10 protein-coding genes are annotated in these 13,443 nt (G+C 71.0%); 5 read left to right on the top strand and 5 right to left on the bottom strand.

The genetic code is table 11. The features are described from left to right. The first annotated feature begins 7 nt into the window (after positions 1-7). Complete coding sequence (locus ABZX61_RS17085; protein ID WP_355195437.1) at positions 8-985, top strand: arabinan endo-1,5-alpha-L-arabinosidase; 978 nt, start codon at positions 8-10, stop codon at positions 983-985. Here ABZX61_RS17085 and ABZX61_RS17080 read toward each other — a convergent pair. Then, complete coding sequence (locus tag ABZX61_RS17080; protein ID WP_355195435.1) at positions 979-3,060, bottom strand: beta-galactosidase; 2,082 nt, start codon at positions 3,058-3,060, stop codon at positions 979-981. The two genes, ABZX61_RS17085 and ABZX61_RS17080, sit on opposite strands and share 7 nt — an antisense overlap. Before the next feature lie 56 nt (positions 3,061-3,116). Next, complete coding sequence (locus tag ABZX61_RS17075) at positions 3,117-4,103, bottom strand: LacI family DNA-binding transcriptional regulator (protein WP_355195433.1); 987 nt, start codon at positions 4,101-4,103, stop codon at positions 3,117-3,119. Positions 4,104-4,487: 384 nt separating this feature from the next. Here ABZX61_RS17075 and ABZX61_RS17070 point away from each other — a divergent pair, with 384 nt between their 5' ends. The 4 genes from ABZX61_RS17070 (at position 4,488) to ABZX61_RS17055 (ending at position 9,280) form a co-directional block, all read left to right on the top strand. Then, complete coding sequence (locus tag ABZX61_RS17070) at positions 4,488-5,399, top strand: sugar ABC transporter permease (RefSeq protein WP_355195431.1); 912 nt, start codon at positions 4,488-4,490, stop codon at positions 5,397-5,399. Then, positions 5,396-6,301: a carbohydrate ABC transporter permease gene (locus ABZX61_RS17065; protein ID WP_355195429.1), complete on the top strand. Its 906-nt coding sequence runs from the start codon at positions 5,396-5,398 to the stop codon at positions 6,299-6,301. The genes ABZX61_RS17070 and ABZX61_RS17065 overlap by 4 nt, the downstream gene beginning before the upstream one ends. 22 nt (positions 6,302-6,323) lie before the next feature. Then, positions 6,324-7,679, top strand: a complete 1,356-nt coding sequence (locus tag ABZX61_RS17060) for a sugar ABC transporter substrate-binding protein (RefSeq protein ID WP_355195428.1) — start codon at positions 6,324-6,326, stop codon at positions 7,677-7,679. A 62-nt stretch (positions 7,680-7,741) separates the two neighbouring features. Beyond that, entirely contained in the window at positions 7,742-9,280 is a 1,539-nt protein-coding gene (locus ABZX61_RS17055; RefSeq protein ID WP_355195426.1) for a heparinase II/III family protein, read from the top strand. On the opposite strand, the gene ABZX61_RS17050 is transcribed toward ABZX61_RS17055, so the two are convergent. Genes ABZX61_RS17050 through ABZX61_RS17040 form a run of 3 tightly spaced genes read right to left on the bottom strand, consistent with a single transcriptional unit; the run spans position 9,227 to position 13,443 of the window. After that, positions 9,227-11,347 (bottom strand): ABC transporter ATP-binding protein, encoded by a 2,121-nt coding sequence (locus tag ABZX61_RS17050; RefSeq protein WP_355195424.1) that lies wholly within the window; start codon positions 11,345-11,347, stop codon positions 9,227-9,229. The two genes, ABZX61_RS17055 and ABZX61_RS17050, sit on opposite strands and share 54 nt — an antisense overlap. Positions 11,348-11,361: 14 nt before the next feature. Then, a complete protein-coding gene (locus tag ABZX61_RS17045) occupies positions 11,362-12,441 on the bottom strand; it encodes an ABC transporter permease (RefSeq protein WP_355195422.1) in 1,080 nt (359 codons plus the stop codon). A gap of 12 nt (positions 12,442-12,453) precedes the next feature. After that, entirely contained in the window at positions 12,454-13,443 is a 990-nt protein-coding gene (locus tag ABZX61_RS17040) for an ABC transporter permease (protein ID WP_355195421.1), read from the bottom strand.

Below are 13,443 nucleotides of genomic sequence, written 5' to 3'. Positions count from 1 at the left end.
TCACGTCATGTGGAAACGAGCTCTCGTCGCCCTCCTGCTCGGCGCCGCCGCGGTGCGGCCCGAGCCCGTGCCCCTGGCCACGCCGACCATTCCCCCGGCGGCCTTTCCCAATCCCGGACGGGTGACGGGCGACATCGGCGTGCACGACCCGAGCGTGGTCAAGCGGCCCGACGGCTCCTACCTGCTGGTGCACACCGGCGACAACATCACGATCAAGACCTCGACCGACCGGACCGCCTGGCACAACGCCGGCGTGGTCTTCCCCGGCGGCGCGCCGTGGACCACGTCGTACACCGGCGGCAGCGCCAGCCTGTGGGCGCCCGACATCTCCTACCGCAACGGGCGCTACTACCTCTACTACTCGGCCTCGACGTTCGGCTCGCGCAATTCGGCGATCTTCCTGGCCACCAGCACCACGGGCGCGTCAGGCTCCTGGGCGAACCAGGGCATGATCATCTCCACCACCTCGTCGAGCAACTACAACGCCATCGACCCGAACCTCGTCGTGGACGCCCAGGGCCGCTGGTGGCTGTCCTTCGGGTCGTTCTGGACCGGGATCAAGCTCATCCAGCTCGACCCCGCCACCGGCAGGCGCCTCGGCACCTCGATCACCGGCCTGGCCCAGCGCACCGGCACGACCGCGATCGAGGCGCCGTTCATCTTCCGCCACGGCTCGTACTACTACCTGTGGGTGTCGTTCGACGCCTGCTGCCAGGGGGCGAGCAGCACCTACCGGATCATGGTCGGCCGTTCGACCAGCGTCACCGGCCCGTACGTGGACCGCAACGGCGTCGCCATGACCTCGGGCGGCGGCACCCAGGTCCTGGCCGGGCACGGGAGCGTGCACGGGCCGGGCCACCAGGCGGTGGTCCCCGACAGCGACGCCGAGGTGCTCTACTACCACTACTACGCCGACAACGGCGCGCCCCTGCTGGGGATCAACCTCCTCGGGTACGACAGCGCGGGCTGGCCCTTCGTCTACTGACCCGCCACGGACCGGAGCACGGCGACGCCCGAGGGCGGCAGCGTGACGGACTCGACGTCCTCGCCCGAGAGGGCGTCGGTCCACTCCCCGCCGGGGGTCACGTCGTGCTTCTCGCCGGTGTGGTTCAGCAGGATCAGGAAGCGGCGGCCGGCGCCGGCGCGCACGCTCGCCTGGACCCCCGGAGGCAGCCCTTCGACGGCGGGCGTGACACCCGCCTCGGCGAGCGCCCGCGCGAGGACCGCCCGCATGGCGGGCTCGTCGAGGCGGGTCGACAGGTAGCGGGCGGTTCCCTCGCCGAAGTCGTGCCTGGTCACGGCCGGGCGGCCGTCGGGGCCGTCGAAGACGACCTCGGGCTCGGCCCCGGTGAGGCGCAGGTCCTCGCGCCACAGGTCGGCCGTCCCCTCGAGGTGCGCCAGCGCACCGCAGCCCCGTACGGGGAACGTCTCGTGCTCGGCCGCCGGCCAGAACTCCTCGACCCGCACCCCGAGGACCTCACGCAGCGGCGCGGGATAGCCGCCCAGGTGGACCCGGTCGTGCTCGTCCACGATGCCGCTGAAGAACGAGACGACCAGCGCGCCGCCGCCGGCGACGTACGCCGAGACGCGCCGCGCGTCCTCGCCCGCCAGCAGGTAGAGGTTGGGCACGACGACGAGCCGGTAGCCGGTCAGGTCGGCCGACGGCGGCACCACGTCCACGCCCGCGCCGAGCTCGAACAGGGGTCCGTAGTGGTCGAGCAGGCGGTCCTGCTGGCGCACGCCGTCGGAGGGGTGGGAGTCGAGCTCGAGCGCCCACCAGCTGTTCCAGTCGAGCAGGATCGCCACCTGGTTGCGCACCCGCGTGCCGGCCAGGTCGGGCACCGCGGCCAGCTCCCTGCCGAGCGCCACGATCTCGCGGTAGACCCTGCTGTCGGCGCCCGCGTGCGGCACCATGCCGGAGTGGAACTTCTCGGCGCCGCCCCGTGACTGCCGCCACTGGAAGTAGAGGACCGCGTCGGCGCCGTGCGCGACCGCCTGCCAGCTCCACAGCCGCATCCGGCCCGGCTGCTTGACGGCGTTCCTGGCCCGCCAGTTCACCGCGCTCGGCGCCTGCTCCATGAGGATCCACGGGTCCCCGCCGCCGGCTCCGCGCATCGTGTCGTACACCAGGCCGGGGCCGAGGTGCGGCCGCTCGTCGTGGGGGTCGGGGTAGGAGTCGACCGCGACGACGTCCAGCCCGGGCGCCCAGTCGAAGACGTCCACGGCCTTCAGTCCGGCCAGGAAGTTCGTGGTGATCGGCACGTCGGGGGTGACGCGCCGCAGGATGCCGGCCTCCAGGTCGTAGCAGGCGCGCAGCGCCTCGTTACTGAAGCGCAGGTAGTCGAGCTGCTGGGCCGGATTGGGGTACGTCGGAGCCACGCGGGGCGGCCGGATGTGGTCGAAGGTGGCGTAGCGCTGCGCCCAGAAGTCCGTCGACCAGGCGTCGTTCAGCGCCTCGATGTCGTCGCCGTACCGCTCGCGCAGCCAGCGGCGGAAGTCGTCCGCCGACACCTCGCAGTAGCAGGCGGGGATGTGGCAGCCGTACTCGTTGCCGACGTGCCAGAGGCCGAGGGCCGGGTGGCCGCGATAGTGCTCGGCCAGCCGCTCCGCCAGCAGCGCGGCGCGCTCGCGGTAGACCGGGCTGGACGGGCAGAAGTGCTGCCGCCCGCCGGGGCCGAGCACGGTCCCGTCGGCGGTGACCGGCAGGATCTCGGGATGCTCGTGGACCAGCCAGGGCGGCGGCGAGGCCGTCATGGTGGCCAGGTCGGCGGTGATCCCGTGCGCGTGCAGGTCATCCAGGACCTGGTCGAAGAGGGAGAAGTCGTACGCGCCGCGCGCCGGCTCCACGCGGGCCCAGCCGAACACGCCGACGGTGACGAGGTTCACCCGGGCCTCGGCCATGAGGCGCAGGTCCTCCGCCCTGGTCTCGGCCGGCCACTGCTCGGGGTTGTAGTCGCCGCCGAAGGCCACGCCGCCGAGCCGGCGCCGGAGCCGGTCGGCCGGTGACGGGGCGCCGGCGGTCCCGGGGACCGGGCTGACATCGCGAGGAACGGCGTTCATCGTCGGCGCGGCGGCCTCGTCGGGGCGAGGTCCGCCGCTCCTCCCTTCTTTCTGGGTCACGTACGGGGCGGCGCGCCGGTGCTCTGCCGGACGACCAGCTCGGGGGCGACGAAAGCGGTGGCGGACGGGGCCGCCCCGGTCTCGATCTGGCCGATCATGAGCGCCACGATCTTCTCGGCCACCACGTCGAAGTCCTGGCGGACGGTGGTGAGCGGCGGGGAGAGGTAGGCCGACTCGTCGAGGTCGTCGAAGCCGGCGATGCTGACGTCCTCGGGGACGCGGTGACCCGCCTCGATCATCGCGCGCATCACGCCGAGGGCCATCTGGTCGTTGGCGGCGAAGACGGCCGTCACGCCGGGCCGCCGCGCCAGCTCGCGTCCTGCCTTGTAGCCGCTGGCCGCGCTCCAGTCGCCGAACAGTAACTGGGGAGTGCCGGCCCCCGCCTCCTTGAGAGTGGCGTGCCAGGACTCGGCCCGGCGCCGCGCGGCGTAGGAGTCTTCGGGCCCGGCGACGTGCCAGACGGTCTCGTGACCGAGGTCGAGCAGGTGGCGGGTGATGAGCCGGGCGCCGAGGGCCTGGTCGGTGTCCACCATGGGGTGGCGGTGGCTGACGTCGCCGTCGGCCATCACGACCGGGACGCCCGGCGGCAGCCGGAGCGAGGGAGTGTCGAGGATCTGCGCCTCGATGAGCACGATGCCGTCGACCGCCTGCACCGTGAGCTGGTCGAACGCCTCGTGCACGGCCTGCTCGGTCTGCGACTCGACGGCGATCATGTTCACGGTGTAGCCGGCGCGCTGCGCCGCCCGGGTGACGGCGTCGACGGTGCGGGCGTTGCCGAAGCTGGACAGCCCGAAGCTGATCAGGCCCAGGGTGCGGAACTGGCCGGTGACCAGGGCGCGCGCAGCGGTGTTGGGCCGGTAGCCGAGGACCCGCATGGCCGACAGCACGCGCTGGCGGGTCTCCTCCTCGACGTTGCTGCGGTTGTTGACCACCCGGGAGACCGTCTGGCTGGAGACCCCGGCCATCGCGGCGACGTCGGCCATGGACGGCCGCCTGCGCGAGCGTCGTCCCGCCGGTGATTCCTGGGTCGTCCCGTCCAACTGCCACCTCTGATCGTCCGATGCTCTCGCCAGATGTTTACGTAAACATGCCCCAGCCGTCAATGGCCGCGAGAGATCGACATAAAAGACCACCAAATCGCCACGTATGTTAACTGACGGTTACCTATTGACATGATCCTGCGGCGGCTCCAGACTACGGGACACCTTCTTCATGTTTACGTAAACACACGATCATCGCAGCTACCGCAGCGGGCAGGCCCACGGTGGCGCAGGTAGCAGCGCGGCTCATCCGCCGCAGATGGCCCCCGACAAGGAGAGCTCAGTGCCAGTATTCGTGGCAGCGCGAACATCGCAGAGGAGCGCGACATGACCGCGCGGGCCGCGCGGCCCGGCCTCGGCCGGCCGCTCCTGCGCCTGCGGGTCGCCGGCTACGCCTTCTTCCTGCCGTTCTTCGTGGTCTTCCTGGTCGCGGTGGTCGCGCCGCTGGCGTACGCGATCTACCTCAGCTTCTTCCAGGACCGCCTCATCGGCGGCACGGTCTTCTCCGGAGTGGCCAACTACACCCGCGCCCTGGGCGACGCGCTGTTCGGGGCGGGCCTGCTCCGCGTGGCGCTCTTCCTGGTCCTGCAGGTGCCCGTCATGCTGCTCATCGCCCTGGGGTGCGCGCTCGCCATCGACAGCGGCCGGCTGCGCTGGCCGTCGCTGTTCCGCATCTCGATCTTCATGCCGTACGCGGTGCCGGCCGTGGTGGCGGCCCTCATGTGGGGCTACATGTACGGCGACCAGTTCGGCCTGGTCGGCCAGATCGGCGACGCGCTCGGCGTCGCGGCCCCCGACCTGCTGTCGCGCTCCTGGATGCTGACCTCCATCGGCAACATGGTGACCTGGGAGTACGTCGGCTACAACATGATCATCCTGTACGCCGCGCTGCGGGCCATCCCCGAGGAGCTCTACGAGGCCGCCGAGATGGACGGGGCGGGCGCCATCCGCATCGCCTGGAGCATCAAGCTGCCCGCCCTGCGCCCCGCGCTGCTCGTGGCGACGATCTTCTCGATCATCGGCAGCTTCCAGCTCTTCAACGAGCCGAACATCCTGCAGAAGCTCGCGCCCGCGGTGATCTCGACCAGCTACACGCCCAACATGTACGCCTACAACCTCGCCTTCAACGGCCAGCAGATCAACTACTCGGCCGCCGTCGCCGTGGTCCTCGGCCTCGTCACCGTCGTGGTCGCGTACGCCGTTCAGCTCATCACGGCGAGAAGGGAGCAGACCCTGTGACCGCGGTCGCCACGCACCGGTCCGGCGCGCACCGATCCCCCGCCGCCAAGCGCCGCAGGAAGAGCGCCACCCTCACCGTGATCATGCTGGTGATGTTCGGGTACGCGGTGCTCCCGCTGTTCTGGCTGCTGGCCAACGCCAGCAAGAGCGGCGCCGACCTGTTCTCGACCTTCGGGCTGTGGTTCGGCGGGGACTTCCACCTGTTCGCCAACATCGGCGACACCCTGAGCTACCAGAACGGCATCTTCCTGCGCTGGTTCGGCAACACCGTGCTCTACGCCGTGGTGGGCGCGGGCGGCGCCGCCCTGCTGGCCACTCTCGGCGGGTACGCTCTGGCGAAGTACGACTTCCCTGGCCGCAAGCTGCTGTTCGCGATGGTGCTCGGCGCGATCTCCATCCCGGGCACGGCCCTGGCGGTGCCGACGTACCTGCTCTTCAGCCAGGTCGGGCTCGTCGACACCCCGTGGGCGGTGCTCATCCCGGCGCTGTGCAGCCCGTTCGGCCTCTATCTGATGCGGGTCTACGCGGCCGACGCCGTGCCCGACTCGATCCTGGAGTCGGCCCGCATCGACGGCGCGGGAGAGTTCAGGATCTTCCGCACCATCGCCCTGCGGCTGCTGGCCCCCGGGTTCGTCACGGTGCTGCTCTTCGCGCTGGTCGCGACCTGGAACAACTACTTCCTGCCGCTGATCGTGCTGAACTCGCCGGACTGGTTCCCGCTCACCGTCGGGCTGAACCAGTGGAACGCCCAGGCCAACAGCGGCACCTCGGGCGCCGGCGACGCCAGCTACCAGCTCATCCTGACCGGCAGCCTGCTGTCCATCGTGCCGTTGATCGTCGCCTTCCTGGTGCTGCAGCGGTACTGGCAGTCGGGCCTGGCCACCGGAAGCGTCAAGCAGTAACCCCCGTGAGTGAGGAAACATCATGAGAAGACATGCGATGACCGCCGGTGTCGCCGCGGCCCTGTCGCTGGCGCTGGCCGCGTGCGGTGGCGGTTCTGGAGGGGGCGCCACCGCACCGGCCGCCGCCCCGAGCGCGACGGCGGCCGTCCAGGACGCGCTGAGCAAGCCGGCCGAGCTGACGTTCTGGACCTGGGTCACGGGGATCGAGAAGACCGTCGCCCGCTTCCAGGCGAAATATCCGAACATCAAGGTCAACGTGGTGAACGCGGGGCAGTCCGCCGACCAGTACACCAAGTTGCAGACCGCGATCAAGGCCGGCTCCGGCGCGCCCGACGTGGCGCAGGTCGAGTACTTCGCGCTCCCGCAGTTCGCGCTGGCCAAGCAGGTCGTCAACCTGGCGGACTACGGCGCCGCCTCGTTGAAGGACAAGTTCGCCCCCGCGGCGTGGGGCCAGGTGGCGATCAACGGCGGCGTCTACGGCATCCCGCAGGACACCGGCCCGATGGCGATGTTCTACCGCAAGGACATCTTCGACAAGCTGAAGATCAAGCCCCCGACCACGTGGGCGGAGTTCGTGGACGCGGCCAAGAAGATCAAGGCCGACAACCCGGACAACTTCCTCACCACCATCGACCCCGGTGACGCCGGCGGCGTGGACAGCATGATCTGGCAGGCGGGCGGCGCGCCGTTCAAGACCTCGGGCGAGAGCTCGGTCGGCGTCACGCTGTCCTCCGACCCCGGCGCCAAGCAGTGGGTCAGCACCTGGACCACCCTGCTCGGCGAGAAGCTGGTGGACCCGCAGCCCGGCTGGACGGACGAGTGGTGGAAGGGCATGGGCTCCGGCAAGTACGCGGCCTGGCTGACCGGCGCCTGGGCCCCGAACGGCATCATCAGCTCCATCCCCAAGACGAAGGGCAAGTGGGCGGTCGCGCCGATGCCCCAGTTCGACGCGGCCAAGCCGATGAACGCCGAGAACGGCGGCTCGTCGGTCGCGGTCATCCCGCAGAGCAAGAACGTCCCGGCCGCCGTCGCCTTCGCCGAGTGGCTCAACTCCGACCCGGAGGCCGTGAAGTCGCTGAACTCCGAGGCGGGGCTGTTCCCCGCCACGAAGGCGCTGCTCGACGACCCGGCCTTCCGTGACGCGCCGCAGGACTTCTTCGGCGGGCAGAAGATCAACCAGGTCCTGGGCGACGCCTCGGCCGCCGTCAACCCCGGCTGGCAGTACCTGCCGTTCCAGGTGTACGCCAACAGCGTCTTCAAGGACACCGTGGGCCAGGCCATCGACGGCGGCGGCGACCTGGCCGGCGCGCTGAAGGCGTGGCAGGACCGCATCACCGCCTTCGGCACCGAGCAGGGCTTCACGCTCACCAGCGGCTGACCCGGCGAAGCGGGCGGCCCCGGCGGGATGCCGTGGGCCGCCCTTTCCTTATGATCGGATCCGTGCTGTCCGCTCTGTCCGCTCTGGAACGCGAGATCCGCGAGGTCGCGGCGAGCGACGAGCCGCTGCCCGGCCTGCCGTACACGGCCTTCCGCGAGTACGGGCGCACGGGAGAGCGGCTGGGCTACGAGCGGCGCTACTTCGGCCGCCGCGCCAGGCTGGCGGCCCTGGCCCTGCTCGATCCCTTCGGGGATGCGCTCGACGACGTGGTGTGGGCGACCTGCGACGAGTACACGTGGGTGCTGCCCGCCCACCGGTCGATGCCCGTCGACCTGTTCGCCTGCGAGACCGCCCACACACTGGCCGAGCTCGCCGGGCGGGTGGACCCGGTGGTCGGCGAGCGGGCCCGCGCCGAGGTCCGGAAACGGGTCCTCGACCGGTTCCTGGACCCGCGTCCCATGGAGTGGGAGGGGTTCGGCAACAACTGGGAGGCGGTGTGCGGAGGCGCCGCCGGGATGGCGGCGCTCGCCGTGCTGGACGACCCCGAGCCGGTGCTTGAGCGGTGCCGGGCCGCGATGCGGCGATTCCTGAACGGGTACGGCGACGACGGCGGCTGCGTCGAAGGCGTCGCGTACTGGGTCTACGGGTTCGGCTACTTCGTCTACTTCGCCGAGGCGCTGCACGAGCTCACCGGGGAGGATCTGCTCGACCATCCCAAGGTGGCCGCGATGGCCGCGTTCCCGCACCGGGTGCGCTTCGCCGACGGCGGGCACGTGCCGTTCTCGGACACGACGGACGACCCGTTCCTCCCGGCCGGCCTGCTCACCAGGCTGGCCGAGCGTTTCGGCACCCCCGGGCCGGATAGCGTCCCCTCCTTCCACGCCGACCACTGCTACCGGTGGGGCCACCTGTCCAGGACGCTCGCCTGGTACCGCCCGGTGCCGTCACGGCCGGTGGAGACCACCAGCTACCTGCCCGACCTGGCCTGGGTGGTGGACCGGGGGGAGCACGGCCACGGCTTCGCGGCCAAGGGCGGGCACAACGACGAGCCGCACAACCACGACGACCTCGGCCACTTCGTCCTCAGGGCCGGCGGCCGCAACGTGCTCGACGACCTCGGGGCCGGCGAGTACACGCGGGACTACTTCGGCGACCGGCGCCACACCTTCCTGCACCCCTCGGCGGAGGGCCACTCGCTCCCGGTCGTCGGCGGCGTCCCCCAGCGCGGCGGGCGTGCCAAGGTGCTGGAGTACGCCGAGACGCCCGACGGCCTGACCTTCGCGCTCGACCTCAGCTCCGCGTACCCGTCGCCCGTGGTCCGCCGCTTCCGCTGGCACCGGGACGGCCGGCTCGACCTGCGTGACGAGTTCACCGGCGACGTCCCGGTCGAGGAGGTGTTCATCAGCCGGATCCGCCCTGAACCGCGTGGAAACCGGGTGAGCTGGGACGGCCTGGTCACCCTCGACCATCCCGGGTTCGCGGCGACGGTCGAGACGCTCGCCACCCGCGACCACCACGGCCGCCCCGACACCGTCCACCGCCTGCGGCTACACGTCCCGCCCGGCCATCCGGCCGTCGACCTCCGCTTCACGTGCCATTGACCCCACCCCGGCGAGGGTGAGCTCGGCCGCGTGGTGGCAGGCCGCCCGCCGCTCGCCGTACGCGCGCAGGTCGGGCACGTCGGTGCGGCACAGCTCGGCGCGGACGTGCGCGCACCGGGTGTGGAAGCGGCACCCGGGCGGCGGCGCGGCCGGGTCGGGCAGGTCGTCGGCGATCTCGTACGCGTGCCGCTCCCGCCGCCGGCCCGGGTCGGGCACCGGCACGGCGTGCAGCAGCGCCTCGGTGTACGGGTGGCGCGGCTGCCGGTAGAGGTCGGCCGTGCCGGCGTCCTCCACGACCTTGCCCAGGTACATGACCGTGACCCGGTCGCTGATGTGCTCCACCACCGACAGGTCGTGCGAGATGAACAGGTACGTCAGCCCGAGCTCCTCCTGCAGGTCGGTGAGCAGGTTCAGGATCTGGGCGCGGACGGACACGTCCAGCGCGGAGACCGGTTCGTCGGCCACCACGAGCCGGGGCCCGGTGATCAGCGCACGCGCGATGTTGATGCGCTGCCGCTGGCCGCCGGAGAACGCGTGCGGATAGCGCCGCATGTACTCCGGCCGGAGCCCGACGCGGGCCAGCATGTCCGCCACCCGGTCCGTCAGCTCGCCGCCGGAGGCGATGCCGTGGGTCCTGAGGGGTTCGCCGACGATCTGCTGGAGCGTCATCCGGGGGTTGAGCGAGGAGAACGGGTCCTGGAAGATCACCCGGATCTGCCTCCTGAACCCCTTCAGCCGGGCCCCGGTCACCGTGGCGAGATCGACCTCGTCCCCCGACTCCGTCCGGTAGAGGATCCGGCCCGCGGTCGGGTCGGCCAGCCGCGCGACGCAGCGGCCGAGCGTGGTCTTCCCGCAGCCCGACTCCCCCACCAGGCCGAGCGTCCGGCCGGGCAGGATCGTCAGATCGACCCCGTCCACGGCGCGGACGACCCCCGTCGGCCGGCGGAACAGGCCGCCGCCGATCGGGTAGTGCTTGGCCAGCCCCTCGACCCTGAGCAGGGGTCCGGCCGCCTCGGGGGCGGGGGCGGCCCGCTCGGCGACCTGGAGCACAGCGGCTGGGAGCTCGGCCGGGGGCTCGGCCGGGACCTCGTCGAGGTGGCAGGAGGCCACGTGCGCCTCGCCGTACCTCTTGATCGGGGGTGGCGTGGTGTCGCAGAGCCCGTCGATCGCGTGGTCGCAGCGGGTGTGGAACGGGCACCCGTCCGGCACCCGGTGCAGCGACGGCACCATGCCGCGGATCGCGGTCAGCCGCCGGCGGGCCCCGCTGCCCCGCAGCTCCGGGATCGAGCGGAGCAGGGCGCGCGTGTACGGGTGGCGGGGGTCGGAGAAGATCTCCGCCACGGTGCCGTGCTCGACGATCTTGCCGAGGTACATCACGGCGACCTCGTCGGCGATCTCCGCGACCACGCCGAGGTCGTGGGTGATGAACAGGATCGCCATGTCGTTCTGCGCGCGCAGGTCCATCATCAGGTCGAGGATGCGCGCCTGGGTGGTGACGTCGAGCGCGGTGGTCGGCTCGTCGGCGATCAGCAGCGCCGGGTCGCAGCACAGCGCGATCGCGATCATCACGCGCTGGCACATGCCGCCCGACAGCTGGAACGGGTAGGCGTCGAAGCGCCGCTCGGCGTCCGGGATGCCGACCTTGCGCAGCAGCGCGACGCCTTCCTGCCGGGCCTCCTGCCGGGTCAGGTCGCGATGCAGCCGCAGGGCCTGGGAGAGCTGCGCGCCCACGGTGTACATGGGCGACAGGGACGCCATCGGCTCCTGGAAGATCATGCCGATCTCGCCGCCGCGCACCCGCCGCAGCTCCTCCCCGGCCGGGTCGAGCCCGGCCAGGTCGGTCGCGCCCTTCCAGCGGATCGAGCCCTCGACGATCCGGCCCGGCCGGTCCACGAGCTGCAGGATCGAGCGCGCGGTGACGGACTTGCCGCACCCCGACTCGCCGACCAGGCAGACCGTCCTGCCCGCCGGCACCGGCAGGTCCACCCCGTCCACGGCCTTGAGCACGCCTTCCGAGGTGAAGAAGTGGGTGCGCAGCCCTTCGATCCTGAGCAGCGGCTCTTCCACGAGGTCCTCCCGCGTCAGTGCTTGTACGGGTCGGCCGCGTCACGGAGGCCGTCGCCGAAGAAGTTCATGGCCAGCACGGTCACCACGACCGCGATGCCGGGGATCAGCATCCAGGGCGCGGTGGACACGGCCCGGATGTTCTGCGCCTCCTGCAGCAGGACGCCCCAGCTGATCATCGGGGTCTGCAGGCCGAGCCCGATGAACGACAGCGCGGTCTCGGCCAGGATCACCGACGGGATCGACAGCGACAGGTTGGCGATGATGTGGCTGGTGAACGACGGCAGCATGTGCCGGAACATGATGCGCAGGCGCCCGGCGCCGTCGGCGGTCGCGGCCATCACGTACTCCTCGCCGCGTACGGCGAAGAACTTGCCGCGCACCTCCCTGGCCATGCCGGTCCAGCCGACCAGCGAGATGACGACGGTGAGCGCGAAGTAGCGTTCGAGCTGGCTCCACGAGGCCGGCACGGCCGCGAACAGCGCCATCCACAGCGGGATCGTCGGGATCGACATGATGATCTCGATGACACGCTGGATCACGGTGTCGGTCCGGCCGCCCACGTATCCCGACACGCCGCCGAGCACGATGCCCAGCACCAGCGAGAGCAGCACGCCGACCAGCCCGATCGACATGGAGACCGTGGTGCCCTGGATGATCCTGGACAGCAGGTCACGGCCCACGGAGTCGGTGCCCAGCAGGTACATGTGTCCCCCGCTCGAAGGGCCGATCAGGTGCCGGTCCCAGGGGATGAATCCGAGCAGCTCGTACGGCTCGCCCCTGACGAAGAACCCGACCGGCACCTTCTTGCCCTCGTCGGCCTCGAACGACAGCGCCAGCGTCTCCGGGTCCTGCTTGAACGTGTACGGGTGGACGTACAGCCCGGTATCGGTGTCGAAGCGCAGCGCCTGCGGCGGCGCGTAGGTGTAGTCGGCGTTGGTCTTCTGGCCGGAGCCGGGAGCGAGGAACGGCGCGAAGACCGCCACCAGGTAGATGGCGACGGTGACGAAGCCGCAGACCAGCGCGACCCGGTGGCGCTTGAAGCCCCACCAGACGAGCTTCCACTGCGACGCGACAGCGAGGGTCTCATCCTTCACGATCGGGCCCTCCTAGTACCTGAGCCGGACGCGCGGGTCCAGCCAGCCGAGCGCGAGGTCGGAGACCAGCGTGCCGACCACCACCAGCACGGCGCTGATCAGCAGGATCGCCCCGGCCAGGTACATGTCCTGGGCGAGCAGCGCGCGCAGCATCAGCGGCCCGGTGGTCTGCAGGTTGAGCACCTTGGAGGTGATCGCATCCGCCGCGATCAGGCCGGGCAGGACCCAGCCGATGGTGGAGAAGAACGGGTTCATCGCCACCCGCACCGGATACATGATCGTCATCTTCCGTTCGGGCATGCCGCGTGCCCTGGCCGCCACCACGTACGGCTTGCGCAGCTCGTCCAGCAGATTGGCGCGGAGGACGCGGATGTTGCCCGCGGTGCCGGCCGTGCCCCAGATGACGATCGGGATCCACAGATGGGCCACCAGATCGCCCACCTTGGCCAGGCTCCACGGGGCGTCGCGGTACTCCGGCGACAGGATCCCGCCCGCGTTCAGGCCGAAGAACTTGAGCCCGACCCACATCAGCACGAGCGCGATCAGGAAGTTCGGCACGGCGAGCCCGAGATAGCCGAGGAAGGTGAAGGTGTAGTCGCCCGCGGAGTACTGCCGGATCGCGGAGTAGACGCCGATGGGGAACGACACCGCCCAGATGAAGACCAGCGTGACCAGCGACAGCGTGATCGTCAGCGGCAGCCGCTCGGCGAGCAGCGCGGTGACCGGCCGGGCGTAGTCGAAGGACTCGCCGAAGTCGCCGTGGAACAGGATGTTGGAGATCCACTGCCAGTACTGCACGACGACCGGCTGGTCCAGCCCGTAGCGCTCGGTCAGCCGGGCCACCTCGCCCGTGGGCACGGCGTCGCCCTGGGCGGCCCGCTGCGCGGTCAGCGTGGTCAGGTAGTCGCCCGGCGGGAGCTGGATCACCACGAACGTGATGACGGAGATGGCGACCAGCGTCGGGATGAGGACGAGGACGCGCCTGCCGAGGTAGCGCAGCAT

The organism is Nonomuraea sp. NPDC003709 (assembly GCF_040610775.1).
Taxonomy (GTDB): Bacteria; Actinomycetota; Actinomycetes; order Streptosporangiales; family Streptosporangiaceae; genus Nonomuraea; species Nonomuraea angiospora_A.
The sequence above is the reverse complement of the archived record's forward strand: the minus strand, read 5'-3'. Positions and strand labels throughout refer to the sequence as shown.

What these genes read in the sequence shown, in the direction of transcription:
- ABZX61_RS17070 (WP_355195431.1), top strand. Translation starts at nt 4,488, where the DNA reads ATGACCGCGCGGGCCGCGCGGCCCGGCCTCGGCCGGCCGCTCCTGCGC.
- ABZX61_RS17080 (WP_355195435.1), bottom strand. Translation starts at nt 3,060, where the DNA reads ATGAACGCCGTTCCTCGCGATGTCAGCCCGGTCCCCGGGACCGCCGGC.
- ABZX61_RS17075 (WP_355195433.1), bottom strand. Translation starts at nt 4,103, where the DNA reads ATGGCCGACGTCGCCGCGATGGCCGGGGTCTCCAGCCAGACGGTCTCC.
- ABZX61_RS17040 (WP_355195421.1), bottom strand. Translation starts at nt 13,443, where the DNA reads ATGCTGCGCTACCTCGGCAGGCGCGTCCTCGTCCTCATCCCGACGCTG.
- ABZX61_RS17085 (WP_355195437.1), top strand. Translation starts at nt 8, where the DNA reads ATGTGGAAACGAGCTCTCGTCGCCCTCCTGCTCGGCGCCGCCGCGGTG.
- ABZX61_RS17060 (WP_355195428.1), top strand. Translation starts at nt 6,324, where the DNA reads ATGAGAAGACATGCGATGACCGCCGGTGTCGCCGCGGCCCTGTCGCTG.